The 26,266-nt window shown below is 68.5% G+C and carries 19 protein-coding genes and 1 pseudogene; 10 read left to right on the forward strand and 10 right to left on the reverse strand.

Annotated elements, in window-relative coordinates; translation table 11 throughout:
- Positions 1 to 77: 77 nt before the first annotated feature.
- Positions 78 to 1,103, reverse strand: coding sequence for an LCP family protein (locus J8M50_RS02245; protein ID WP_040835347.1), 1,026 nt, complete (start codon positions 1,101 to 1,103; stop codon positions 78 to 80).
- Positions 1,100 to 15,259 (reverse strand): DUF11 domain-containing protein, encoded by a 14,160-nt coding sequence (locus tag J8M50_RS02250; RefSeq protein ID WP_263303465.1) that lies wholly within the window; start codon positions 15,257 to 15,259, stop codon positions 1,100 to 1,102. Before J8M50_RS02250 ends, J8M50_RS02245 begins: the two co-directional genes overlap by 4 nt.
- 158 nt (positions 15,260 to 15,417) lie before the next feature.
- Between J8M50_RS02250 and J8M50_RS02255 the strand changes: the two genes are divergently transcribed.
- The 3 genes from J8M50_RS02255 to J8M50_RS02265 all read left to right on the forward strand — a co-directional run bounded on the left by J8M50_RS02255 (position 15,418) and on the right by J8M50_RS02265 (position 16,955).
- Positions 15,418 to 15,915, forward strand: coding sequence for a hypothetical protein (locus J8M50_RS02255; RefSeq protein WP_010350728.1), 498 nt, complete (start codon positions 15,418 to 15,420; stop codon positions 15,913 to 15,915).
- A 67-nt stretch (positions 15,916 to 15,982) separates the two neighbouring features.
- Positions 15,983 to 16,519 carry a Uma2 family endonuclease gene (locus tag J8M50_RS02260; RefSeq protein ID WP_010350729.1) on the forward strand — a complete coding sequence of 179 codons (537 nt, stop codon included), beginning with the start codon at positions 15,983 to 15,985 and terminating at the stop codon, positions 16,517 to 16,519.
- 97 nt (positions 16,520 to 16,616) lie between these two features.
- A complete protein-coding gene (locus J8M50_RS02265; RefSeq protein WP_010350731.1) occupies positions 16,617 to 16,955 on the forward strand; it encodes an SH3 domain-containing protein in 339 nt (112 codons plus the stop codon).
- 197 nt (positions 16,956 to 17,152) lie between these two features.
- On the opposite strand, the gene J8M50_RS02270 is transcribed toward J8M50_RS02265, so the two are convergent.
- The 4 genes from J8M50_RS02270 to J8M50_RS02285 form a co-directional block, all read right to left on the reverse strand.
- A complete protein-coding gene (locus tag J8M50_RS02270; protein WP_010350732.1) occupies positions 17,153 to 17,506 on the reverse strand; it encodes a hypothetical protein in 354 nt (117 codons plus the stop codon).
- Positions 17,507 to 18,043: 537 nt separating this feature from the next.
- Positions 18,044 to 18,415 (reverse strand): hypothetical protein, encoded by a 372-nt coding sequence (locus tag J8M50_RS02275; RefSeq protein WP_141655532.1) that lies wholly within the window; start codon positions 18,413 to 18,415, stop codon positions 18,044 to 18,046.
- A gap of 32 nt (positions 18,416 to 18,447) precedes the next feature.
- Positions 18,448 to 18,870 carry a hypothetical protein gene (locus J8M50_RS02280; RefSeq protein WP_010350734.1) on the reverse strand — a complete coding sequence of 141 codons (423 nt, stop codon included), beginning with the start codon at positions 18,868 to 18,870 and terminating at the stop codon, positions 18,448 to 18,450.
- Complete coding sequence (locus J8M50_RS02285) at positions 18,867 to 19,124, reverse strand: hypothetical protein (RefSeq protein WP_029183417.1); 258 nt, start codon at positions 19,122 to 19,124, stop codon at positions 18,867 to 18,869. Before J8M50_RS02285 ends, J8M50_RS02280 begins: the two co-directional genes overlap by 4 nt.
- Before the next feature lie 95 nt (positions 19,125 to 19,219).
- Between J8M50_RS02285 and J8M50_RS02290 the strand changes: the two genes are divergently transcribed.
- From J8M50_RS02290 to J8M50_RS02300, 3 genes are read left to right on the forward strand one after another with little or no spacing between them, the layout of a single operon-like run.
- A complete protein-coding gene (locus tag J8M50_RS02290) occupies positions 19,220 to 20,059 on the forward strand; it encodes a helix-turn-helix domain-containing protein (RefSeq protein WP_010350736.1) in 840 nt (279 codons plus the stop codon).
- Positions 20,056 to 20,265, forward strand: coding sequence for a DUF397 domain-containing protein (locus J8M50_RS02295; protein WP_010350737.1), 210 nt, complete (start codon positions 20,056 to 20,058; stop codon positions 20,263 to 20,265). Before J8M50_RS02290 ends, J8M50_RS02295 begins: the two co-directional genes overlap by 4 nt.
- A 39-nt stretch (positions 20,266 to 20,304) precedes the next feature.
- Positions 20,305 to 20,595 (forward strand): DUF397 domain-containing protein, encoded by a 291-nt coding sequence (locus J8M50_RS02300; RefSeq protein WP_075824999.1) that lies wholly within the window; start codon positions 20,305 to 20,307, stop codon positions 20,593 to 20,595.
- Here J8M50_RS02300 and J8M50_RS02305 read toward each other — a convergent pair.
- Positions 20,592 to 21,005: an NUDIX hydrolase gene (locus tag J8M50_RS02305; RefSeq protein WP_010350738.1), complete on the reverse strand. Its 414-nt coding sequence runs from the start codon at positions 21,003 to 21,005 to the stop codon at positions 20,592 to 20,594. The two genes, J8M50_RS02300 and J8M50_RS02305, sit on opposite strands and share 4 nt — an antisense overlap.
- 17 nt (positions 21,006 to 21,022) lie before the next feature.
- Positions 21,023 to 21,547, reverse strand: coding sequence for a DUF6879 family protein (locus J8M50_RS02310; RefSeq protein WP_010350739.1), 525 nt, complete (start codon positions 21,545 to 21,547; stop codon positions 21,023 to 21,025).
- Positions 21,548 to 21,692: 145 nt separating this feature from the next.
- On the opposite strand from J8M50_RS02310, the gene J8M50_RS02315 reads away from it, so the two are divergent.
- A complete protein-coding gene (locus J8M50_RS02315; protein WP_010350740.1) occupies positions 21,693 to 22,235 on the forward strand; it encodes an NUDIX hydrolase in 543 nt (180 codons plus the stop codon).
- A 70-nt stretch (positions 22,236 to 22,305) separates the two neighbouring features.
- Here J8M50_RS02315 and J8M50_RS02320 read toward each other — a convergent pair whose 3' ends face one another.
- Complete coding sequence (locus tag J8M50_RS02320; RefSeq protein ID WP_010350741.1) at positions 22,306 to 23,133, reverse strand: class I SAM-dependent methyltransferase; 828 nt, start codon at positions 23,131 to 23,133, stop codon at positions 22,306 to 22,308.
- Between the two features lie 236 nt (positions 23,134 to 23,369).
- Here J8M50_RS02320 and J8M50_RS02325 point away from each other — a divergent pair, with 236 nt between their 5' ends.
- From J8M50_RS02325 to J8M50_RS02335, 3 genes are read left to right on the forward strand one after another with little or no spacing between them, the layout of a single operon-like run.
- Positions 23,370 to 23,726: a hypothetical protein gene (locus J8M50_RS02325; RefSeq protein ID WP_100216652.1), complete on the forward strand. Its 357-nt coding sequence runs from the start codon at positions 23,370 to 23,372 to the stop codon at positions 23,724 to 23,726.
- Between the two features lie 19 nt (positions 23,727 to 23,745).
- The gene (locus J8M50_RS02330; RefSeq protein ID WP_010350743.1) at positions 23,746 to 24,036 is read left to right on the forward strand and encodes a hypothetical protein; all 291 of its coding nucleotides are present in this window, start codon (positions 23,746 to 23,748) and stop codon (positions 24,034 to 24,036) included.
- A 43-nt stretch (positions 24,037 to 24,079) separates the two neighbouring features.
- Complete coding sequence (locus J8M50_RS02335) at positions 24,080 to 24,847, forward strand: IS5/IS1182 family transposase (RefSeq protein ID WP_029183378.1); 768 nt, start codon at positions 24,080 to 24,082, stop codon at positions 24,845 to 24,847.
- Between the two features lie 236 nt (positions 24,848 to 25,083).
- Here J8M50_RS02335 and J8M50_RS50365 read toward each other — a convergent pair.
- Positions 25,084 to 26,166, reverse strand: a pseudogene (locus tag J8M50_RS50365) (IS630 family transposase).
- Between the last annotated feature and the right edge of the window lie 100 nt (positions 26,167 to 26,266).

The following is a 26,266-nucleotide window of genomic DNA, read 5'->3' on the forward strand; positions in this document are numbered from 1 at the left end:
GCCGTGTCAGGGTCGGTCCAGAACGCCACGGATGAGTGCACACACCGAACCCAGCAACAACCCCGCCGCACACTTCCTCAACCACACACCATCGTCCCCCCACGCACAGGCTCGTAAGACCCGAACTCAGGTACCTCAGAAGGCCGTTGAAGAGAAGAAGCCGAGGTCAACGCCCGGTCCTCCCGCAACCGGGCGAACACCTCATCCGCCCGCCCCCGGTCCCACACCAGCGTCGACCCCACCTCGGGAACATCCTCGAACCCCCCGATGGGAACCGTCGCGAACTCGGTGGCGGACGGCGCGAGCCGCACCAACGCCTGCGCCAGGGACACCAACTCCGCGTCCTTGAAGCCCTGGTCGACGGTGACGGAGCCGAGCAGCGTGCGGCTGAGCCGGAGCATGTCCACGGGGTTGGACTGGAGCCGCTTCAACACGCCTACCAGGAAACGTTGTTGGCGCTGGACGCGGCCGATGTCGGCGGCGCCGTCGAACTTGCGGGAGCGGACGTACTGGAGGGAACGACCGCCGTCGAGGCGATGGGTACCCGGCGTCAACTCCAGTTTCGTACCGGGGTCGTTCATCCCCCGAGCCGTACAGACATCCACCCCGCCCACCGCGTTCACGGAGTCCACGAACCGCCGGAAGTCGACCTGGAGATACCGGTCCACCGGCACCCCGGTCATCTCCTCGACGGTACGGACGGACAACGCCGCCCCGCCCTCCCGGAACGCAGCGTTGATCTTCGCGTCATGGTCGGGCACCCACTCCCCGGACCCGGCGTCCCGGTGCGCGGGGATTCGCGCGAGGGAGTCGCGGGGCAGGCTCAGGACGCTGACCCGGTCCTGCCGGGCGGAGATGTGGACGAGCATCAGCGTGTCGGTGCAGTGGCACGCTTCCCCGCTCGCGTGGAACTTCCTCAACTCCTCGCGCGTGAGCGTCCGTTCATCGATGCCCATGAGCAGGACGGTCGTACCGGGCCCGCCGGCGGAACGCCCCTCACCGAACGCCGCCACCCGGGAAACCGGCAGCGCGCTCGCCCCGTCCACCGTCGAACCGCCGACCAGCAGAGCTCCGGCCAGAGCCGCCGTAACCACCCGCCTCATCGCCCGACCCTCCATCCACGCCGACGCCGCATCCACATGGCGAGCCACAGCAGGCCCCCGAGCCCGACCGACACACCCGCGACCACCCCCCACACCGGCGACACCCCACGCCCGCCCCCGGTATCGGGCAGCTGCCCATGCCCCCTGAACACGGCAGACGCGTTGCACTCGGCGGCGGAAGACCCGGCAGGGCAGTTGCTGGCCCCGGGCCCGCCCACGACGGGTACGTCCACGACCGTCCCCGGCGGCACATGCGCCCGCCCGTACGTCACGGAGAAGGTCATCCGAGCGGGATGCGAACAGTCACCCGGCGCGGTCCCGGTCCAGCTGACGGCCGAACTCCCGTACCGGACAGTCCCGTTGGAGGCAGCGGCGTCACCGTTGTACGTCGCGTACTTGAGGACCTGGGCCAAGCCGGCCGAGGCGGTGGCCCCGACATACGGCGCCCCGGTGGCACTGCACACCGTGACCGTGTACGTCACCTTGTCCCCGGGCCGGGGATGCGCATTGTCGGACGTGATCCGCACGTTCAGCTTCCCGGTGCTCGCCCGCACCCGGAAGTCCTCGACCTGCCCGGCACCGCCGTACCCGTACGGCTGGGGGTCGGCGGGCAGGGCCCGTTGGGTGGGCACGGTCCGCAGGTGACCACCGACCCGGACGAGGGACTCCCCCGGAGGTACGTCGGGACTACGCCCGGCCGGCACCTGGGCCCCGTACAACCGCAGGCGTAGGTACGTAGTACCGGCCTTGGCGAAGGAGGCGTCGGCCCAGTCCAGCACGGTCGACCGCGCCCCGGCGGGGATGGTCCGGAGGATCCGTTCCCCCTGGTCGAAGCGGCCGTTGAAGTCGTAGTCGAGCCAGGCGGCGAGCAGCGTGGCCGTACCGGTCGTGTTGGTGAGATCGACGGTGGTCGAGTACCCCGTACCACCGGTGTACGCGGCAGGCAGTACCCGAGGACCACGCCCGCCCTCGTCGAGCCGCGCGCTCCCGGGGTGCCCGTCGATGTCCGGGAACGACCCCTTGCCGAGGTACAGACCGGGCACGATCGCGTGGTACGGCCCACCGGAGGCCGCCAAGGTCCGGTACGAGTCCGGCGCCTCACCCCACTCGTACTGAGGCGTGTTGACCGTCGCCCCGCACCCCGGGGGATACGTACCGTCGGCGGTGTTGCCGTAGCACGAGGTGTTGGCGCTGGCGTCGGTCACCTCGTTGACGACCTTACGAGCACCGGCAGTTGGCACGGCGTTGGCCATGTACGTGTACGTCACGGTCACCGAGGCCCCCGCAGCGACATCCCCGACCCACGTGTACGCCAGCCCGGAACCCGGCGTAAGGGTCCCCGAATCCGCGCTCGGCGCCTTCACCGCCCGCTTGTTGAGCAGCCCGGCACCCTGCACGATCTGGTCCGTGAAGGTAGCCCCGGGATAGTCGGCGGCACTGTCGTTCGTAACCACGACCTTGAAGTTCAGCAGATCACCCGGCAGCACATCAGAAGCGTCGACGCTCTTCACGATCTTCAGACGCGGTACGACGCCGCTGGTGCCGCTGCCCGAGGAGCAGGCCGAATTCCTGGACCCGGCAGGGCAGTTGGTGCCGGGCACCCCGGAGACGACCGTGTTCGTGAGCTTCCCGTCGCCCCGGTCCACCACATCGACGGTGACCGAGTAGGTGATGGTGACCGTCGCCCCGCCGGGAACGTCGCCGCTCCACTTCAGCACGGGCTCGGCGTACGAGACGGAACCGGAGGAGGCCGCCGCGTCACCCCCGTACGCCGCGTCGTCGAGCACCCCGCTGAGGTCGTCGCTCCAGGACGCTGCCGGGTAGTCGGAGGCCGTCGGATTCTCGACGGTCACCTTGTACTCGACCTTCGCCCCCGGCAACACGACGGGCGTGGTCCGCGACTTGGTGAACTTCAGGGTCGGAACAGGGCTGGAGGTCGTGGAACAACCGGAGTTGGTCCCCACCGCGCAGTTGTTGCCCGGCGAGGCCGAGGTGATGGCATTGGCTAGGACGCCGTCGCCGAGCTGGGCGGGGTTGGACTTGACCTTGACCGTGTAGGTGACGGTGACCGTCCCGCCGACGGGGACGTCACCGGTCCAGCTCAACCGAGGCGAGTAGTAACTCACCTTTCCGGACGTGGCGTTGGCGTCGTCGCCGTACACCGCGTCGTCGAGGACACCGGTCAGGTCGTCGGACCAGGCCGCGCCCTTGTACTCGACGGAACCCGTGTTCTGGACGGTCACCGTGTACGTGACGTCCTGCCCCGGGAGGGGGTGGTTCGTCGAGGCGGTCTTGGTGAGGGAGAACTGGGGAACGCCGAGGGTCGATGAGCAGTCCGAATTGGCGGTACCGGAGGGGCAGTTGGTGTCGGACGTCGAAGTGACCGTGTTCTTCAGGGGGTTGGTCGACGTCGTCGTGTTGTTGAGGGTCACCGAGTAGGTCGTGGTGACGGTCTCACCGACGGCCACATCACCGGTCCAGGTCAGCATCGGGGCCCCGTAGTCCACCGACCCCGACGAGGCAACCGCGTCGTCGCCGTACACCGCGTCGGACAGCAGCGCGCTGAGGTCGTCGGACCAACTCGCCCCGGTGTACAGGGCCGTTCCGGTGTTCTGCGCGGTGATCGTGTACGTCACCTTCGAACCCGGCGTCGCGGTCCCCGAGCTGACCGTCTTCTTCAACTTCAGCTGGGGGATGCCGTCCCCGGGATCGTCACCGGTGGAGCAGGCCGGATCCTTCTTGCCCGCCTGGCAGTTGGAGCCAGCCGGACCGGTCACCGCGTTCGTCAGCTTGCCGTCACCCTTGAGCGGGTTGTCGACGGTGACGGAGTAGGTGACGGTGACGGACGCGCCCGCCGCGAGGTCGCCGGTCCACTTCACGACCGGCGCCGCGTACGACACCGAACCGGCCGACGCCGCCGCGTCACCCCCGTACACCGCGTCGTCCAGCACCCCGGTCAGGTCGTCCGACCACGAGGCGCCCTCGTAGGCGGCCGTGCCCGTGTTCTGGATGGTCACCGTGTACGAGACCTTCGTCCCCGGCGTCGGGCGGTTCGTGGAGACCGTCTTGGCCAGCTCCAGGGAGGGGATTCCGGCGGGGGGCGGTGCGCAGGCCGGGTCCGTGGAGCCGACCGCGCAGTTCGAACCGGGCGGGCCCACAACGGAGTTGGTGAGGTGCTGGTCGCCGGTGTCGGGGTCCTTGAGGGTGACCGTGTAGGTGATCGTTGCCTTGGCCTTCGCGGCGAGGTCGCCGGTCCACTTCACGACAGGGGCCGTGTACGACACCGAACCGGAGGTGGCCGAGGCGTCGCCGTACACCGCGTCGTCCAGGACGCCCGTCAGGTCGTCGGTGAACGTGGCGTCCGGGTAGGCGCCGGTGCCGGTGTTCTCGACGGTGACCGTGTACGTCATCTTGCCGCCGGGGAGGGCGACTTGGGGGCTGTACGTCTTGGCGATCTTCAGGGCGCCGATGCTGTTCGAGGTCGAGCAGTCGGCGTCTGTCGAGCCCGCCTCGCAGTTGGAGCCCTGGGGGCCGGTGAGGGCGTTCTTCAGGGTGCCGTCGCCGGTGAGAGGGTAGTTGACGGTGACGGAGTAGGTGATGGTCGCGGAGGTGCCCGCCGCGAGATCGCCGGACCAACTCAGCTTCGGAGAGGCGTACTTCACCTCACCGGAAGAGGCCGAGGCGTCACCCCCGTACACCGCGTCGTCCAGCACCCCGCTCAGGTCGTCCGACCACACCGCGCCCTTGTAGGCCGCGCTGCCCGTGTTCTGGACAGTCACCGTGTACGTGGTCTTGCCGCCCGCGACCGGGCTGGCCGGCGAGGACTTCTTCGTGAGGTGCAGCTCGGGGAGGCCGTCGATGGCGGCCGAGCAGCGGTTGTCGGTCGAACCCTTCTTGCAGTTCGAACCGGGCGGGCCCTCAACCGAGTTGAGGATCGTGTCGTTGCCGGTCTTGGGGTTGTTGAGCTTCAGCGCGTAGGTGACGGTCTCGGTCGCGCCCGCCGCCACCGTGCCCGTCCAGGTCAGCTTCGGGGACGCGTACGCCACCGAACCGGCCGTCGCCGTCGTGGTGTTGAGCCAGGTCGCGCTGTCCAGGACGTCCGTGAGGTCGTCCGTGAAGGTGGCCCCGGTGTAGGCGGCCGTGCCCGTGTTCTGGACGGTGACCGTGTAGGTGATCGTGTCGCCGGGGAGGGGGGTGCCCGGGGAGACGGTCTTGGTCAGGGTCAGCGACGGGATGCCGTACGGGCCCGCCGTGCACGCCGAATCCGTCGAACCGGAACCGCAGTTGGCGCCCGGCGAGGTCGAGACCAGGGTGTTCTTGAGGGTCTGGTCGCCGGTGTCGGGGTCGTCGAGGGTGATGGTGTAGGTGGTGGTCGCGGAGGCGCCCGCCGCGAGGTCACCGGACCAAGTCAGCGTCGGCGCCGCGTACTTCACCTCACCAGAAGAGGCCGCCGCGTCACCGCCGTACGCCGCGTCGTCGAGCACGCCGCTCAGGTCGTCGGACCAGGTCGCGCCCGGGTAGGCGGCCGTCCCCGTGTTCGTGACCGTGACCGTGTACGTCACCTTGTCGCCGGGCTTGGGTGCCGTGTTGGACGAGGTCTTCTTCATGGTCAACTCGCGGACCGGAACCGGCGTTTGGTCACCGCACGCGGAATTCGCCGTCCCCGAGGGGCAGTTGGTGTCCGAGGTCGAGACGACCTTGTTGACCAGCTTCTTGTTGCCGGAGAGCGGGTTGGCGAGCTTGACGGAGTAGGTGGTGGTCGAGGAGGCGCCGGCCGCGAGGTCGCCGGTCCAAGTCAGCGTGGGCGCCGCGTACTTCACGTCACCCGAAGACGCCGAGACGTCGTCCGCGTACGTCCCGTCGTCGATCAGCTCGGACAGGTCGTCCGACCAGGTCGCGCCGGGGTAGGCGGCGGCACCCGTGTTCTGCGCGACGACCGTGTACGTGACCGTCTGCCCGGCCGCCGGGTTCGCCGGGCTGGACGTCTTGGTCAGCTTGAGCTGGGGTACGGAACTGTTCGTCGTACAGGGATCGCACACCGAACCCGCGGGCCCGGTAACGGAGTTCACCAGTTTCTTGTCCCCGGCGTCGGGGGTGTCGACCGTGACGGAGTACGTCGTGGTCGACGACGCGCCCGCCGCCAGATCGCCGGTCCACTTCACGACGGGCGCCGCGTACGAGACGGAACCAGAAGAGGCCGTCGCGTCGCCGCCGTACACCGCGTCGTCGAGGACCCCGGTCAGGTCGTCGGACCAGGAGGCGCCGGTGTACACCGCCGTCCCCGTGTTCTTCGCGACGACCGTGTACGTCACCGTCGTCCCCGGCTTCGGGTTCGCCTCCGACACCGTTTTGTTCAGGGTGAGTTGGGGAATCCCGTCGCCGGTCCTGTCGCCGGTCGAGCACTCGGGGGCCTTGCTGCCGGCCTGGCAGTTGGAACCGGCGGGGCCGGTGACCGCGTTGGCGAGCTTGCCGTTCCCGGAGAGGGGGGACTTGACGGTGACGGAGTAGGTGACAGTTGCGGAGGCGCCCGCCGCGAGGTCGCCGGTCCAAGTCAGCTTCGGTGCCGCGTACTTCACCTCACCGGAAGAGGCCGAAGCGTCGTCCCCGTACGTCGCGTCGTCCACGACGTCCGTGAGGTCGTCCGACCAGGACGCGCCCTTGTAGGCAGCCGTCCCCGTGTTCTCGACGACCACCTTGTACGTGACCTTCGACCCCGGCGTGGGCCGGTTCTCGGACGCCGTCTTGGTGATCGACAGGGTCGGGACGCCCGCCGGGGTCGGTGTGCAGGCCGGGTCGGTCGAACCGGCCGCGCAGTTGGAGCCCTTGGGGCCGACGACGGCGTTGCCGAGCTTCTTGTCGCCGGTGTCGGGGTCGTGGACGGTGACGGTGTAGGTGGTGGTCGCGGAGGCGCCCGCCGCGAGGTCACCGGTCCAAGTGAGCTTCGGTGCCGCGTACTTCACTTCACCGGAGGAGGCCGAAGCGTCGTCGCCGTACGTCGCGTCGTCCAGGACACCGGTCAGGTCGTCGGTCCACGAGGCGCCGGGGTAGGTACCGGTGCCCGTGTTCTCGACGGTCACCGTGTATGTCAGCTTCGAGCCCGGGGTCGCCGTGTCCGGTGTGTAGGTCTTGCTGAGCTTGAGGACGCCGACGCCGCTGGAGGTCGAACAGGCCGTGCATTCCGTGCCGTTGGGGCCGGTGACGGCGTTCTTCAACGTAAGGTCGCCGGTGTCGGGGGCGTTGACGGTGGCGGAGTAGGTGGTGGTCGCGGAAGCGCCCGCCGCCAGATCGCCGGTCCAAGTCAACTTCGGCGCCGCGTACTTGACGGCTCCCGCAGAAGCCGCCGCGTCGTCCCCGTACGTTGCGTCGTCCAGAACCCCAGTAAGGTCGTCCGACCACGTCGCCCCGCTGTACACCGCCGTCCCCGTGTTCTTCGCGACGACCTTGTACGTGACCTTCGTCCCCGGCACCGGGTTCGCCGGGCTCGACGTCTTCGTCAGCGTGAGCTGCGGAATCCCGTCGCCGGGGTCCTCCCCGGTCGAGCACTCCGAACTCTGCTTGCCGGACTGGCAGTTGGACCCGGCGGGGCCGGTGACCGCGTTGGCCAGCTTGCCGTTCCCGGCGAGCGGGGCCTTGACCGTGACGGAGTAGGTGATGGTCGCGGAGGCACCGGCCGCGAGATCGCCGGTCCACTTCACGACCGGCGCCGCGTACGACACCACACCCGAAGACGCCGCCGCGTCACCGCCGTACGTCGCGTCGTCGATGACGTCCGTCAGGTCGTCGGACCACACCGCGCCCGCATAGGCGGCCGTCCCCGTGTTCGACACGGTCACCGTGTACGTGACCACAGAACCCGGCGTGGGCCGGTTGCTGGACGCCGTCTTGCTGATCGCCAGCGTCGGTACCCCGGCGGGCGTCGGTGCGCAAGCCGGGTCGACCGAACCAGCGGCACAGTTGGATCCCGCCGGACCGGTCACCGCGTTCGCGAGCTTCTTGTCGCCGGTGTCCGGGTCGTTGACGGTGACGCTGTAGGTGACGGTCGCCTTCTCCCCGGCAGCCAGGTCACCGGTCCAAGTCAGCTTCGGTGCCTCGTACTTGATCGATCCACCGTCCGTCGAGGCGTCGTCGTTGTAGACCGCGTCGTCGAGCACCCCGGACAGGTCGTCGTACCCGGAGCCGCCCGGGTAGGTCCCGGTGCCGGTGTTCTCGACGGTCACCGTGTACGTGATCACGGACCCCGGCGTCGCGACCTGCGGGCTGTAGCTCTTGGCGATCTTCAGCACGCCGATCCCGCTGGACGCCGAGCAGTCGTCGTCCGTCGAACCCGCCTCGCAGTTGGAACCCTGCGGCCCCGCCACGGAGTTGGTGAGCTTCTGGTCGCCGCTGACGGGCGCGTTGATGGTCACGCTGTAGGTGACCGTCGCCGACGCGCCCGCCGCCAGATCGCCGGACCACTTCACGACCGGCGCCGCGTACGACACCGAACCGGCCGAGGCCGAGGCGTCGTTCCCGTACACCGCGTCGTCCAGGACCTCGCTCAGGTCGTCGGACCAAGTCGCGCCGTTGTAGACGGCGTTACCCGTGTTCTCGACGGCCACCTTGTACGTGACCTTCTGCCCGGCGACCGGGTTCGCCGGGGACTGCGTCTTGGTGATGTGCAGTTCGGGCAGACCGCCGACGTCGCTGGAGCAGCGATTGTCGGTGGAACCCGGCTTGCAGTTCGAACCGGCCGGTCCGACAACGGTGTTGACCATCGTGCCGTCGCCGGTGCGCGGGTTGTTGAGCTTGAGCTGGTAGGTCACCGTCTGCGTGGAACCGGCGGGGACGGTGCCGCTCCAGCTCACAACTGGCGCCGTGTAGCTGACCGTTCCCGTCGTGGCCGTCGTCCGGTTCCCCCACACCCCTTCGTCCAGGACCCCGGTCAGGTCGTCGCTGAAGCTCGCGCCCGGGTAGTCGGTCGCGCCGCTGTTCACCAGCTTGATCGTGTAGGTGAGGGTGTCGCCGGGGAGCGGGTTCGCGGGGGAGACCGTCTTCGTGAGGGTCAGCGAGGGGATGCCGTACGGGCCCGCCGTACACGCCGGATCGGTGCTGTCCGCCTGGCAGTTGGAGCCGTCGGAGGTCGAGACAAGCGTGTTCTTGATGACCTGGTCGCCGTCGTCGGGGTCGGCGAGGGTGACGGTGTAGGTGACCGTCGCGGTCGCGCCCGCGGCGAGGTCGCCGGTCCAGGTGAGCTTCGGAGAGGCGTACGAAACCGACCCGGAAGTGGCCGAGGCGTCCCCGTTGTACGCCCCGTCGTCGAGCACGTTCACCAGCGTGTCGGACCAGGTGGCACCCGGGTACGCGGCCGTCCCCGTGTTCTCCACGGTCACCGTGTACGTGATGGTGTCGCCCGGCTTCGGCGCCGTGTTGGACGCCGTCTTCTTCATGGTCAACTCGCGGACGGTGACCGGCGTTTGGTCACCGCAGGTCGAACTCGTCGACCCCGAGGCGCAGTTGGTGTCCGTGGTCGACACGACCTTGTTGACCAGCTGCTTGTTGCCGGAGAGCGGGTTGGCGAGCTTCACTGAGTAGGTGGTGGTCGCCTTGTCGCCGGGGTCGAGGTCGCCGGTCCAAGTGAGCGTTGGCGTCGCGTACTTAACCGCACCCGCAGAAGCCGCCGCGTCACCCGCGTACGTCCCGTCATCGATCAGGTCGGACAGGTCATCCGACCAGGTCGCGCCGGTGTAGGCGGCAGCACCCGTGTTCTCCGCGACCACCGTGTACGTCACCGTCTGCCCCGCCGCCGGATTCGCCGGCGAGGACGTCTTGGTCAGCTTGAGCTGCGGCACCGAACTCGTCGTCGTACAGGGGTCGCACGTCGAACCAGCGGGCCCGGTAACGGAGTTGACCAGCTTCTTGTCCCCGGCGTCAGGGTTGTTCACGGTCACGGAGTAGGTGACCGTCGCCGTCGCCCCCGCCGCCAGATCGCCGGTCCACTTCACGACCGGCGCCGCGTACGACACCGCACCCGAAGACGCCGCCGCATCACCGCTGTACGCGGCGTCGTCCACCACCCGGGTCAGGTCGTCCGACCAGGAGGCCCCGGTGTACGTCACCGACCCCGTGTTCGTCGCGGTGACCGTGTACGTCACCTTCGACCCCGGCTTCGGATTCGCGTTGGACACCGACTTCGAGATCTTCAGCCCGGCCACGCCGTTGGTGGTCGTACACGCCGAGCAATCCGCATCCGTGCTGGAAGTGACCTGGTTGACAAGCTCGTTGTTCCCGGCATCCGGCGAACTCACGGTCACCGAGTACGTGATCGTCGCCGACGCCCCCGCCGCAAGGTTCCCGCTCCAGCTCAACTTCGGCTCCGCGTACGACACGGACCCGGCCGACGCCGTGGCGTCACCGCCGTACGCCGCGTCGTCGAGGACGTCGGTCAGATCGTCCGACCAACCAGCCCCCGTATAAGTGGCCGTCCCCGGATTCCGCACCGTCACCGTGTACGTGACCTTCTGCCCCGGATGCACGGTCCCGTTCGCGTCACTGGCCTTGCTGATCGCGAGCCGGGGAATGCCACCCCCGTTGTCGTCGGAACAGGCCGAATCGGTAGATCCAGCAGCGCAGTTGGTCCCCGGTGCCGCGACCACGTTCTTCAGCACCTGGTTCCCGCCGGGCGGATTCCCCACGGTGACCTGATACGTCACGCGTACGGTCGCCCCCGCCGCGACGGCCCCGGTCCACGTCAGCTTCTTCGCGCCGGAGTCATAACTCCCCGTGCCACCGACCGGAGTTGACGTGATCGACCCCGCCACGAACGACGCGTCGTCCACCACGTCGCTCAAGTCATCGGTGTATGTGAACGAACTCGCGTCCCCCGTACCGCTGTTCTTCAACGTGATCGTGTACGTCACCGTCTGCCCGGCCTTGGCAGGAGCCGGCGCCGAGGTCTTGGTCACCTGCACGCTCGGCCCGTTGGTCACCACCGACGACGTGCACGAGGGCGAACACCCGGAGTCCGTCGACCCCGAACCCGGCGTCACCGTCGCCGAGTTGGTCTGGTTCCCGGACGTCGAAGCAGGCACCGTCCCACTGATCGTGTACGTGATCGTCCCACCCGGCGCGACACTCGGCTTGTCGGAGATGTTCCCGCTCCCGGACGCGGCCCCGCACGAACTCCCGTTGGAGGCGGCGCAGTTCCACCCGAAGCTGGAGAACCCGGCGGGCAGCGTGTCCGTCACGGTCGGCAGCGCGGTCGACGGCCCCGCGTTCCTCACGGTCACCGTGTACGAGAAGGTCTCACCGGGCTGGTACGAGGTGGAGGACCCGACCTTGGACACGGTCAGCCCTGTCTTAGGTGCTGTGACCTGCGGAGACGCGGGCGGAGACGTGTTGTTCCCCGGCGTCTGGTCGGGAGTCGTCGAGGTCGAGGTCGCCGTGTTGGCGACGTCGGACCCGTTCCCGGTGTAGGTGGACGCGAGCCGCACGGTGATCGTGAAGGTCTGGCTCGACCCGTTCGCGAGCGACGCGGTCTGCGGACAGCTGACGTTCTGACCGGCGGCCGTACAGCCGGACGCCGAGGAGACAAAGGTCAGTTGGGACGGAAGCGTGTCCGTGACGGCGACCGCCGCAGCGGCCGACGGCCCGTTGTTCGTGACCTTGATGTCGTACTGGAACGTCTCCCCCGGCGCGATCGGCGTCCCCGTGGCCGTCTTCGTCGTCGCCACATCGGCCGCGACCGGCGTCACGGTCGCCGACGCGCAGCTCCCCGAACACGGCGTCGGATCGGTCGAGTCGGACGTCGCCTGCGTGACCGTGTTGGTCTGAGCCGTCGTACTGCTCACCCTGGCCGCGATCTTCAGCGTGACGCTCTTGCCCGCCCCGACGGTCCCGGGCTTCCAAACGCCCCCGGAATACGCCCCGTTGGAGTCGTCGCTCACATAGGTGAGCCCGCTCGGCAGCTGATCGCTCACCTGCACATTCGCCGCGTCACTCGGTCCGTTGTTGGTGACCGTGACCGTGAAGACCGTGTTCTCGCCGTAGTTGACGTTCGTCGGGCTCGCGCTCTTGGTGACGGCCAGATCGCTGACCGCACCGGACGTCCGCACCACCACATCGGCCGTGTTGTTGCTGGTCACGTTGTCGTTGGGCCCGCTGACGACGATCCCGCCGGGCTGGGTGAGCGTGCTGTTGGGCGCCGCGCTCGGCGAGACGAGCACGCTGATCGGCAGGTTCAGCGAGGACCCGGCGTCCAGCGAGGTGACCGTACAAGTCACCACCGTCCCCGCCGAGTTGGCCGTGCACCCCGACGGCTGCGTCCCCGAGGCCGTCACCCCCGTCGGCAGCGTGACCGTGACCGTGACGTTCCCGGCCGCGTCGGCGGGCCCGTTGTTCTTCACGACGACCGGGATCGTCGTCGTCTGCCCCGGCGCGACCGTCCCGCCCGGACCGCTCGGCGTCACGTCGTAGTCGGACTGCGCGACGATCGGCGGCGGGCCCGAAGTCGCCGTGTTGTTGGCCGAGTTGGGGTCGGTCGTGTCGGTCGCGACGGTCGCCGTGTTCCCGATGTCGGAGCCGTTCCCCTTGTACGAGGACGCGAGCTTGACGGTGATCGTCCAGGACTGGGTGGCACCCGGCGCGAGCGAGGCGACGGGACCGCAGGTGACACTCTGGCCCGACGCCGTACAGCCCGAACCGGACTGGAAGGTGACGTTCGACGGCAGCGTGTCGGTCATCCGCACGTTCGTCGCCGTGGACGGCCCGTTGTTCGTGCCGGTCAGCGTGTACGTGTACGTCTGGCCCGGCGACACGTTCGCCGTGCTCGCCGTCTTCGTCGCGGCGAGGTCGGCGCGGGGTGCCGCCGGGGTCGTCGCCGTCGCGGAGCAACTCGCCCCGCAGGTCGTGTCGTTGACGCCGCTCGGCGGGGTGACGGTCGCCGTGTTGGTGAGGGCGGCGGTCGCGGAGGGGGAGGTGGTGCCGGTCACCGTGTAGGTGGCCGTGCCGTTCGCCGCGAGGGTCGCCGTCGTGTTCAGGGTGTTGCCGGTGCCCGAACTCGCCCCGCAGGAGCTGCCGTTGGACGCCGTACAGGTCCAGGTCGTACCCGTCAGGCCCGCCGGGATCGTGTCCGTGATCCTCGCGTTCGTCGCCGGGGCCGGGCCCGCGTTGGCGACGGTGATCGTGTAGGTGACGGGGTTGCCGGGGACGTACGGATTCGGCGAAGCCGTCTTCGTCACGCTCAACTTGGTCTGCGTCACCCACTGGATGACGACCGCGCCGTTGCCGCCGCTCTTGGAGTCGGCGCCGCCGATCGCGACGCCCGCCGGGTACTGGGCCGAGCCCGTACCGGCCGCCGCGCCGCCCTGGTTGTTGGCGGTGGGGCTCGAACCGGCGGTCGTCGAGGCGCCCGTGACACCGGCGCCGCCGATGTAGCCGGAACCGCCGCCACCAGGGCCGTTGGGGTTCAGAGTTGGTGCGCCCGGCTGGCAGGCGCCGCCGCCACCGCCGAAGTAGCCGCCGCCACCACCGCCGCCGCCCTCGCCCCGCCGACTGGACAGGGTGTTGAAGCCGTTGCCGCCGAACCACTGGCGGCCCGCCGTGTTGCTGGTCGCCTCGCACTGGCTGCCGTACGCGCCGGCCGTGCCGCCCGCCGTCTGCGTGCCGCCCTGGCCCGAGGTGTTGGTGTTGCCGTCGCCGCCGCCGTTCGTGCCACCGCCGCCGCCCGGTTTCGGGTTCTGCGTGTCCGCGCCGGGGGAGGCTCCGCCGCCACCGCCCGCGATCAGCAAGGGAGTTGAGAAACTCGCGCCGTTCCACAGGGCGGACATGCCGCCGCCGCTCGCGCCGATCGCGCCGGGGGTGACGGGGGAGGCGCCGCCTGCGCCGCCGCCGCCGTACGTCGTGGCCGTCGAGTTGACGTTGCCGCCCTGGCCCGCCATCACCGTGAGCGACTGGCCTGCGGTGACCGCGAGGGTGCCGGTCGTGTAGCCGCCGCCTGCGCCGCCTACCTGGCCGGAGTAGTACGCGGAGTTGTCGCCGCCGCCGCCCGCGCCCCACAGCTGAACGTTCAGGCTGCTGACGCCTGTTGGGACGGTGAAGGTCTGGTCGGCGCCGGTGTAGCTGAGGAGGGTGCAGTTCGTGAAACCGGCGGAGGGGGTGCAGGCGGAGGCTCGGCGGGAGGTCTGGGCGGGGGTCGCGGCGCGGGGGGCGTTGAGGTTGAGGTGGCCGGGCTTCTCAACTGCCTTGTCGCGAGGCTTCTTTGAGCGGTCGCCCCCGTTTGAAGCGCCGGGCTCGTCCTTCACCGACCCGAACGGACCCGCCAGCACCAGCCCCTCCGGCGCACCCTCCGACACGGTCAGCTCGATCGTCCGTACAGCCTCCGTGAACACCAGGTCCGCGCCCCGCTCCCGCCGGTCGAACCGGTTGTCCCGCCGAGCGCCCTCCGCGAACACCCCGTCCGCCCCGTCCCCCAGCACACTGACCCACGCGGGCCGGGCCTCGGGAAGCGTGAAGGTCACGGTGTACGGCCGACCGCGAGGCGCGGCAGGCAGCTCGATCCCCCGCGCACCGTCCCGCCCGGCGACCTCCCGAGACAGCTCGACCGTCCGCCAACGGGGGCTGGGGGAGGGGGGTTTGGGGTCGTCGGACGTCCCAGACACGGCGGACGTCCCCGGCGCAGTGGACGACCTCGGCGCAGCGGACGACTCCGGCGCGGCAGAGGCTTTCGGTGCGGCAGAGGCTTTCGGCGCGACCGAGTCCTCCGGCGAGATCGACGCCTTCGCCTCTTCCCGCCGCGCGCCAGACCCCTCCGTACGGGGCTGCTCCGCCGTACGAGACTCAGGCACCGTACGAGGTCGAGGCGCCGTACGAGGCTGATCCCCCCGCCCCTCAACCGCACGCCCCTCACCAGCACGCATCTCCCCCGCGAGCCCCTCCCCCGTACCCTCCTCCGCCCCCTCCCCCGGCGTAAACCTCACCCGATACCCGCCCCCACCACTCAGCGAATCCCCCAGCACCCCCACCCCACCCGGCCACTCCACCAACAACCGCGCGCCCCCGCCCCCCAACGCATCCCGCACCCCCGTCGGCTCACCCAGCGCAGGCGCTGCCCCGATCCCGAGAAACAGCACGACGAGAGCCGCGAGGGTGCGGCCCGGCCAGCGGGTGATCTTCTCGTACATCGGGTTCCCTGCCTGTGGTCACGTGACGACACGTCAGCAGGAGGGGTATGCACAGAATCTAAGCGTATTGATCATGTAGGTCTGATTAATCCCCCGTCCGGCCCCGATGATCACCGTGTCGCCCGAGCCGCCACCACCCCCGGGTCTTGACTCCGACCATGCCGACCCTCCTCCGCACGCTGGCCTGCCTGACCCCGTTCCTCCTCGCGGCAACGGCCTGCACCGCGACGCCGCACGAGCCCCGCTCCGACGCGAAGCCCTTCACCGCCGCCCCCTTCGAGCAGGCGCTCGGCAAGGACTGGCACCTGACGTACCGCGACATGCCGAACACTGACCGCCGCATGGGCACCGGCGCGGGACGGAAGTCCCTGCGCATCGGCGTGGTGGAGACGAAGTCGACCACCGACACCCTCACGTCCCTGGCGTGCCAGGCATTCGGCAAGGACGTCGCGGAGGCGACCCGCTTCCTCCTGTCCTGCGCCGAAGCGGCAACCGGCGCCCCCGCGCCCGTACGCACCTGGCTCACCACCCACATCGACCGCCCCAGCACGGGCCCGGGCCACGCCACCCAGCACGGCCCCCTCGACTACCACCTGGGCGTCAACCGCGACCAGGCGGTACGGGTCCTGTACATCAGCCGGACGGACAACCGCTGAACTTCACCGTGATGCCGTCCGACCGGCCATCGGCGATACGCTGCGCAGCGACGGGAAGGAGCTGTCGATGAGTGCCAAGGCTGTCATGCGCACCGAGTTTCCCAAAGGGCACACGGTCTTCTTCGGTGTCGACGGGAAGGTGATCATGACTCCGCGGAGCTTCGAGCACTCCAACACGATCCGCTCGATGCAGATCGCCACGCTCACGCTGGGGAGTCACCCACGGGTGACATCCGACGTGTATCTCAACTTCCCGGCCGACGAGTACTCCGCCCCCGACCTCGCGATCATCCGCGAGGACGCCCAGAAGCAGAACAAGCGTTACAGCTTCGAGGACGTCCTCCTCATCACCGAGGTCGTGTCCGTCTCCTCCGCCCGCAAGGACTACGACGACTGCACGGCGAAGTACGGCCGCTACGGCATCCCCGTCTACCTGGTCGTCGACCCGTACGCCCGCGAGGTGCTCGTCCACACCAGCCCCACCGGCGACGGTTACATCACGACGCACACCCACAAGTACGGCACCGGCAAGCTCCCCATCCCCCTGGCCGACGGCCGTACCTTCACGCTGGACCTGGACGAACTCCCCGTCCCGGAGGCGTAAGCCCTCCCCACAACTCCTCCGCCGTCCGATCGCCGCTCGTGCACACCGGCCCTCTACTCTTTCCGGCGTCCGAAAAACGATCTAGAAGGAGTTGCGCATGCGCACCCTCGGCCGAATCGCCGCGACGGCCCTGTCCGCGGCGGCCCTCTTCGGTGGCCTGATGGCCACCGCGCCCGCCGCGTCCGCGCTGCCCTCGCAGTGCACGAAGGACATGACCTTCCCGGTCCCGCTGGACATGACGGTCACGGCGAACGTGAACCTCCGCGAGACTCCGGGCACCGGTTCCACGTCCCTCGGCATACTCACCAAGGGCACGAAGTTCACCTCCTACTGCCTCGCCAACAAGGGCGGCACGAACTGGGAGGGCGGCAAGGTGATGTCCGGCGCGAACAAGGGCAAGTGGGGCTGGGTGGCGTGGGACTACGTCAAGGACTGACGCCACGGGGTTGACGGGCGGCCGGGGGTGCCAGCGGTGGAGGCATCCCCGGCTTGTTCGGCACACTGGGACCATGTCCGAGACGACGTACGGCATCGGTGACATGGCCAAACTCTGCGGTGAACGGGTCCGGCTCGTGGCGGTGCAGGGGAGAGGACCCCAGGTCATGCCGTGATCCCCTCCCGTCCAGGCCCCGCTCACACCCTCGCCGGGAACTCCGTGAACGGTGCGCCCGGGTACGTGTACGGGTGGTCGATCCCCATCGAGGCCAGCTCGGCGGCGTACAGCCGTTCGCGTTGGAGGCGGCGTTCCTGCTGTTGCCATGCCGCTTCCGCTTCCGCCTGTGCCCGTTCTTGTTCCCGGCGGCGGAGGATTTCGGCGGCCTCGGCCTTGGAGGGGCTGGTCCAGGGGCGTGACCAGGGGCTTTCGGGGATTACGGGGGTGGGGGGCGCGGTGGGGGTGAAGTGGTCCGCGCTGTGTCGTCCGGGACGACGGCGGGGGATGAGGACACGCAGGGCGCTCAGAAGGGCGCGCACGATAAAATCGCGCATAGGTCGATCAGCTCCTCTAGCTGGCTGTTCGGCTTAGCCCCGTCGGATCGCTGTGAACGATCCCTCGGGGCGTTTTTTTGTGTTGGTCACAGACGGTAGGGCCAACTCACACAAGCGGGGAAGAGGATTCCGATCATTCACTCGTTCGAGTGAACTTCCGCAAACGGCAGCCCAGTTGCAGCACCACCCACTACGCTCCCGCGCGCAAACCCAGCACCCCCAACGGCCGTACGTCGTACGGTCTCCGACGAGTCACCTGCCGAGGAGGTGACACCGATAGGCCGCTCCCCCAACTCCCACTCCGCCCCGAGGAGTTCACCCCGCTCGGCCCGAACCTCCAGCGAGACGAACAACCCACTGGGCCCCCGCACAACCCCCGGATGCCAGACAACCATCCCTGCCTCCCTAACATCGACGTCACCGAAGAGACCAGTGACCCGGTACCGCCGCGCCGCCCCCTCCTGAAACGGCACAAGAAACCCCGGACTGTCCTGCCCCCGGACGAGCCCGGTGCGCCAGACGACGAACTCGGCACCGCTACAACTCCCGAGGGAGCCCCCACTTCTCCGGGTTCTCGAGCAGGTCCTGGAGCAACGCGTCGGATGTCGGGTCGGTCACGTCCCACGCGTGGGCGAGGGAGTGTCCGTCGTACAGCCCGCACGCGTCGCCCTCCTCGTGCGACGCCGGGCACCAGCGCAGCACGGTGAACCTGAACTCTTCCTCCCCCCACAGGAACCACTGCCCCTCGTCGAGCGCGAACCCGTCCCACAGGAAGTCCGCGTGGTCCCCGTCGTGCCCCTCGGCGAGCTCGCAGCAGACGTACCCGTCCGCGAACTCGGCGTGGTCGTACGGCTCTTCGTGGTTGGCCTTGAGCAAGGCCAGCACGTCCCGCACGGGCAGAAGCTTCACGGCGGTGCACTGCAACATGGCGCCCTCACAAGTCAGTTGAGAGATTCTCCGTACGACGGTGCAGAGGCCCGCGGCTCCCTGCGCGGCACCTCCCACTCGACCAGCCGCTCCGCGACGAACGTCGGGCTCACCCGGAACTCCCGGGCCAGCGCCGCCGCCGACACCCCCTCCCGATACCGCGCCTCAACACTGTCCCGCGCCGCCACGAACTCCGCGCGCGCTTCGCGAACTTCTTCACTGGTACGGCGCCTCGCGCGCCCCCTGAAGACGCGCGCACCCGCCCTGCGGTAAAGCAGCGCGTCGACCAACCCGCGCCGTTCCTCGCCCCATTCGTCGAAGCGCCGCCCCAACCACCCCGCGCTGACGCCGTATTCCTCCGCGAGCCGGCTGAGCGGGACGCCCTCCCGGTACCGCCGGACCACCAACTCCCGTTCCGCCAGCACCCGTTCCCTCACAGCACCTCCCCCCGGCTGCGCGCGTTGGCCTCCCTGACCTGGGCCCGTAACCGCTGCTCGGCGTTCAACGCGCGTACGTCGCCCGGCTCCACCTCCCACTCCACGCCGCCCCTGACCGGCCGCAGCAGCCAGCGTCCCGCCCAGGTGCCCCTGAACTCCCCCACCAACCCCCGTACGGAATCCAGGTACAGCGTCCCGATCTCCGGTACCGGGGGCGGCACTTCGGGCTCTGGTTCAGCGCTTTTTCCGGACATGACCACTCCTCTCCGTAACAAGTCCACTACCGTGAGCCTCAGAGTGACCGAGCCGCCGGGAATTCTTCAACTGACTCGGCCGGATTGGAAGGACGGTGGATGAGCCGTTGAACCGAAAGAAACTCAACCCTGACAGCTCGCCGGAGGCGGCGTTCGGAGCGCTTCTTCGCGAAGAACGCGAGAAGCAGGGCTTGACGCAGGAGGCGCTTGCCTTCCGCACGAACTTCTCCAGCTCCCACATCTCGGCGGTCGAAACGGCTCGCAAGAAGCCAACTCTTCCGCTGGCCAGAAGCGTCGACGTAGCGCTGGGCACCGGAGACATGTTCGAGCGCAAGTGGCGAAAGATGAACAGGGCGGGGCTGCTGGAGGGGTTCCCGCAGTTCCTGGTGGATGAGGCGAAGGCGGTCGAGATCCGTCTGTTCGAGGTCAGCGTCATCCCCGGCCTGCTCCAGACACCGGAGTACGCATCAGTGATCGCGCAGAGCGAGGTGAGGCGGGGTGCAATCACAAGCACTCAGGCCGATGAGCGGATAGCGCTGGTCGCGGATCGGCAGGCCACGTTGAAGCGGACGCCTGCGCCGCTGGTCGTCGCGGTACTGGACGAGGCCGTCCTGCATCGCCCCTTGGGCGGACCAGAGGTCATGAACGCTCAGTTGGACAAGCTGATCGAGTTCGCGGAGCTGCCGAACACTCACCTCCAGATCGCCCCGTTCGCCCTGGGAGAGCGCCGACCGTTCGACCTGCCGATCACCTTCCTGACCATGCCGGACCGCGCTCTGGTGTCCTTCGCAGAGTCCGCACTCCGCGGCCACCTCGAACGTGACAAGACATTCGTCGTACCGGCGCTGACGGCCTACCATCAGCTTCAGGCCGAATCGTTCTCCCAAGCGGACTCTGTGGCCATGATCAGAAAGTTTCGAAGGGGCACTCCGTGAGCACCGAACACCCTCTCTGGTTCACTTCCTCGTACAGCAGCAACGGCGGCCAGTGCGTCGAGGTAGCCACCAACCTCGCCGCGTCCCACGGGATGGTCCCCGTCCGCGACTCGAAGAACCAGTCGGGCCCTGCCCTGAACGTCCGCCCGGAAGCCTTCACGGCCTTCCTCTCGGCCCTCAACTCCCCTGAGTTCGGCGGAATCTGACCTGGCGGAGCCCCATGCGACCACTCAGCATGGGGCTCCATGACCCCTTCACCCCTGACCTGGCGAAAGTCCTCGTACAGCGAAAACGGAGGCCAGTGCGTAGAGGTAGCCACCTCCGCCTGGCGAACCTCCTCCTACAGCAACAACGGCGGCCAGTGCGTACAAGTCGCCACCTGGCACAAATCCACGCACAGCGAAAACGGCGGCGCCTGCGTAGAAATCGCCCCCACCCCCACCACCACCCTCATCCGCGACTCCAAAGCCCTCCCCAACGCCCCCACCCTCCACATCCCCACCCCCGCCTTCACCGCCTTCCTCGCCTCCCTCTAAACCGCCCCCACCCGGTCGAGATACTCCTGCACCGGCCCGTACACCCCATACGGCACATACTCAGGAAGCTCCCCCACCCCACACCACACCACCTCGGCCAACTCCTCCCGGTCCGCGACGTACGCCTCCCCCGAAACCACCTCACAGGCCACGTACGCCATCCGCCGCCCCGTCTTGGGATGCACCCTCCCCCCAAGCCCCCGCACCACCCTCACCACCACCCCGGTCTCCTCCCCCACCTCCCGCACAGCGGCTTCCTCCGCCGACTCCCCGGCTTCAACTTCCCCCGCCGGGAACTGCCACAACAACTCCCCCTCCCGCACCCGCCGCCGAACGAGCAGCACACACCCGTCCCGCACAACAACCGCAGCCGCGATCCCGGGCCGGTCACTGCCCGTCTCCGTCGTCATCCGGCATACCTCTCAGGTCAAGGTCGACGCGCGCCACTCACGTACTCCAGGAACGGCACCGACTCCGCGACCGCGAGCCGTCGCCAGCTCCGGTACGGCTCCGGGTCGCCCTCGTACAACTCACGTCCGGTCTGCGTGCCGTCCGGGCGGTAGTTCATGAGGACGACCTTGGACTCGTCGAACATCCAGAAGTCCTGGGCCGGGAGGCCGGGGTTCGGGCGGTCGGTGAGGTCGAGGATGCGGATGTCCTCGCCGGCGGTCACGTGGTGGCGGTAGTAGTACTCGAACTCGAAGCGGAGGTAGTCGGAGAGGGGGCGGGCGAGGATGTGGACGCGGCCGACGTACTTGCCCTCCGCGGTCCATGCGCGGACCTCGTCCATCCACGCGGACGCGTAGCCGTCCGGCGACTTCTCCCCCGCGAGGAACCTCGCCGGCTTCTCCGCCTCCTGCGCCATCGTGTAGACCGGCAGCGTCTCCAGCCGCCACGCCTCGCTCCGCATCGAGTCGAAGCAGTCGCTCCACGCGTCACCGTCCAAGAGCACGGGATGTCTCCCTCCACACGGAATCTCCGCCCACACCGGGAAGCTACTATGCGTGCCCCCGCATAAACAGGGCGTGTTGCTGAGCCCCGAGGGAGCGCCCTCGTAACCCGGCAAGCATGAAGCCCCTTCCGTCGAGGAGCAGCCCATGGCCATCACCCGCGACCACATCCGCGAGACCCTCACCGCGTACGTCGACACCCGGCCCGGCGAGAAGGAGTTCCTCGCACCGGTCCTGGAACTCCTCGGCACCGACGCCGAGTTGACCAGCCGCAAGGAGTTCCGGGGACACGCCACCGCCGGAGCCGTACTCGTCGACGACGACGCGCAAGTCCTCCTCATCCACCACAACGCCCTCGGCACCTGGCTCACCCCGGGCGGACACCTGGAGCCCGAGGACAGCACCCTCCTGGACGCCGCCCTGCGCGAACTCGCCGAGGAGACCGGCATCTCCGCCGGTGTCACCCCGCTCCTGACCCTGCCGGTCCACATCGATGTCCACGCCATCCCGGCCAACCCCGCGAAGAACGAACCGGCGCACCAGCACTTCGACTTCAGGTACCTGTTCCGGCTGGCCGGAGACCGTGACATCACCTTGCAGGCAGAGGAAGTGAACGGCTTCGCCTGGCGTCCCCTGGACGACCTCGGCGACGCGACGCTCCGACGACACGTCCATGAGGCCCTCCGCTGAAACGGCCGCCGAGCCACAGGACGCTGGTCGCCAAGAAGACCCCTACGCCCCTGACCTGGCGAACCTCCGCCTAAGACGCCCCCTTGGGCCCTCGGCAGACGAGGATGCCTCCCAGGCAGGTGATGCGGAACGAGCCCTCCGTCTCGATGACCTCGTCGACCCGTTCTCGCGCGCGCTCGATCGTCTCCCGGAACGGAACGCCCTCCTTGTCCGCCCAGGCTTCGTAGGAGGCCAAGTGCGCGACGACCGGTTCGGCCTCGGTCACCTCGATCACCCCGGGGAGAGGGATCGTCCGAAGGTCGCCGAAGACCTGGCCGAGGATCGCCGGGGCGTCTTCCAGAGTGAAGCGGGCGGAGAGCTGTACTCGGGCCGGGCCCTTCTCGATGCCGAGCACATCGCCTGCGGCCCGGCGCCAGAGCTGCTCCAGTTCCCGCTTGTCGGTACGGCTGTTGGTGGAGACGACCGCGATACCGCCGGGCGCGAGGACCCGGCCCAACTCCCGCACCGCCAGCGCCTGATCCTGCACGTGATACAGCATGTGCAGCGCCAGGACCGCGCCGAGGACTCCATCGGCGACGGGAAGCTGCTGGACATCCGCGACGACCGCCCCGGGGACCGCGCCGAGGATTCCGGGGGAGACGTCCATGGGGAGCACGCGCAAGTCGGGACGCTCCCCCCGTACCCGGGTGACGAACTTCCCGTTGCCGCAGCCGACGTCCGCGACCGCGCCGCGTACGTCGGCCAGTTCGTTCACGACGATGCCCGGGAGGTCGTGGCGCGGGGTCTGCCACCGGTACAGGGACTGGCGGGCGGCAAGGTGCTCACCCGTGCCGTACGCCTTGGTGGTGAGAAGGCCGCGGTCGGTGACGGAAGGGTCAGGTGTGGGCCGAGTGGTCATCAAGGCTCCGTAGGTTGTCGGCGAAAGCCGGGACGGCCGGTCACCTCGAAAATGTGCGCGCAGATCGACCGCCGACCGCGCGCCACGGTACGGCTCGCTGCCGAGGAGTGCGGCCAGATCGCGGAGCCTGATGGTGATGCTCGCCGTGTAAGTCCCCGCAGCGAACACTTCCGAGAGCTTCGCGCCGGCTCCTTCGATCTCTCCGCTCGCCAGGCAAGCCGTCGCAAGATCCAGACGTGCGGCGTGGTGGGGTGCCGTGGCCACTACCATGCGGCTTCGAATTCCCCGAGCTTGACGAGCGGGCCATCGACGACATCAGGGACTATCACTTCCCTGGTGGATCCCTGACGGACCCCAGCAAGGGACTTTTCCGGGCAGATCTGACCGACGAACAACTGGAACACATATTCCAGAAGGGCCTGGAGACCCAAATGACGGGCCCCAACGCGGAAAACTACTACGAGCGCGTCTTCGACAGTGGTATCCCCAACGTAGGGGTCACCTCGGCAACCCAAGGCGCACAGGCCACCAGTAGAATCATGCTGGTCTGCAGCAAGTGGGGCGATGTAATCACGATGTACCCCATCCCCTAGCCCGGGAAGGAATCGCGCAATGGGCCTCGGAATATATGTCAAGGATGTTAGACGCGACGAGCTGGAGTACATCGGCGATGACGCCGAAGACTCATTCGGCGCCATGTGTCGACGGGCTCCAGAGACCAGTCTGCGGCGTGGCGTAATGCAGTACGGGCAGACAATGTTCAACTCGTATCAGTTGTACAGATTCGTAGAAGAACTGGAGGCTCTCCCGCCCAGCGAGGTGACGCCGAAAATCCAGCAGGTCCTCGACGGGGCTCGACGGGCCATCCGTAAATCGGGATACCTGTACTTCGTCGGAGACTAAGGGCTGTCCCGTAACTGCTGGTCACGGGTGAGATGATCTTGATGTGTCTGGTGTGATCACGGCGTCGGAGCCGTCCTGGATAGCCCCGTTCACCGGGCTGAGCCCCCGCCTGTTCGGCAAGCTGGTGACCGTACTGCGGCGCGAAGGTGCGGATGCGGTCCGCAAGGGCCGGCCGTGGAGCCTCCCGCTGGAGGACCGGGCTCTGCTGGTCGCGGCGTACTGGCGCACGAACTTGACGATGCGCCAGCTCGCCCCGCTCTTCGGGGTGTCCAAGTCGGCAGCCGACCGCATCATCGACCACCTCGGGCCGATGCTCGCGCTCCAGCCCCGCAAGCGGTTCGCCAAGGACACCGTGCTCATCGTGGACGGCACCCTGGTCCCCACCCGGGACCACACGGTCGCGGAGCAGTCCAAGAACTACCGGTACTCGACCAACCATCAGGTCGTCATCGACGCCGACACCCGCCTGGTCGTCGTGGTGGGCCGGCCTCTCGCCGGAAACCGCAACGACTGCAAGGCGTGGGAGGAATCCGGCGCCAAAGCCGCTGTCGGCAAGACCATGACGATCGCCGACGGCGGCTATCCCGGGACCGGGCTCGTCATGCCCCACCGCCGGCGCAAGGGCGAAGACCTTCCGGACTGGAAGGAAGCACACAACAAGTCCCACAAGCAGGTCCGCGCCCGCGTCGAGCACGTCTTCGCCCGCATGAAGACCTGGAAGATCCTCCGCGACTGCCGCCTCAAAGGCGATGGCGTCCACCACGCCATGCTCGGCATCGCCCGGATACACAACCTCGCCCTCGCCGGATAGACGAGCGGCCCGCACGACGGCCAACCACGCCCGAGACAGCTCGAAGATCATTTACGGGACAGTCCTTAGGTCCCGAACCCGCGTGTAAACGCATTGCCCGGCGGAACTCATCCGCCGGGCAATGCGGCTCGCACACGGTAAACAGGGTCTTCGAATTTAGTGAATCCAGGCTCAGAGTATAAATTTCGCCAGGACCCCAGAAACTTCAGCATGCAGCCCATCCGCAAAACGAGTACTCAGGTTGAACTCGTAGGTTCCGGCCCTTCGATCGTCAGCCCGGTTGCTGTCAGGCAGCCGATCAAGAGATGGGGTCGGAACTGGATCTTCTTCAGCCTGCGCTTCACGATGCGGACGAGTCCGTCGAGGTCTGCGGCAACGAAGTTGGCGATGCTCCGTTTGAGCAGGGACCACACGCCCTCGGCAGGGTTCAACTCGGGTGCGTACGCGGGCATCTGAAACACCGTGAGCCAGTCGCTGTGCTCCTCGACGTACCGTGTCAGCCGCGCGTCGAGATGCACGTTGAGGTTGTCCCAGCACCACACCAGCGGCGCGTCCAGCTGCTGGTGCACCGCCTCGATCAGGTCCCGGTAGTCGCTCCAGGCGAACGTCTTCGACTCCCCGCGCCGCCCGCGGCAGACGTGCAGCCGGTAGAAGAAGTGAGCACGGTGGCCGGAGCGGAAGCAGACCGCTCCTGCCACGTTGACCCGCCCACTGCCTCTGCCACGCACCCGCACCACCGGCCGTGCCCCGCGCCCAGGTCCGGCCCTTCGGCGGCCTCAGCCCCTGCCCGGCCTCGTCCTCGAAGCAGACGTAGGCGCCCAGGTGCTCCGCGGTGGTTTTACCTGCGGCCACACCTGCTCCTTCCACATCTCGATCGCCTCCTCGTCGCGCTCCACGGCCCGGCGCACCGGGACCTGGCTGGACCAGCCGTGCCGGCGCATCAGCTTCCACACGCCCTCGACCGTGTACCCGACGTGGAACATCCGCCCGATCACCGTCTTGATCCGCTTCAGCGTCCACCGCTGGTCGTCGGTGAACCCGAATGCGGCCGGCCCCCGCTCCAGCGCCGCCTCCAGACGCAGCCACTGCCGCACCGACAGCCGCTCACGCGACACCGGCCCCTTCGACCGCAACGCCTCGACACCGCCCGCCTTCCAGGCCCGGCGCCACGTGCGCACCGCACGCCCGGAGACCCGGAACTCCGCCGCGATCACAGCAGTCGACTCGCCCCGCCCGAACCACTCGGCCGCCTCCAGACGCAGCCGCTCCCTGCGCTCCTGCTCGGCGGGCGTGTACCCGCCCCGCTGCCCGTACCTCATGATCCCGTCGTACCGCGAGGATCAAGGAACGTCACGACCCGACGGAACCTACGAGTTCAACCTGAGTAGGGGTGCGAAGCACCGGGCGGTGGGGAAAAAT

The organism is Streptomyces acidiscabies (assembly GCF_020010905.1).
Classification (GTDB): domain Bacteria; phylum Actinomycetota; class Actinomycetes; order Streptomycetales; family Streptomycetaceae; genus Streptomyces; species Streptomyces acidiscabies.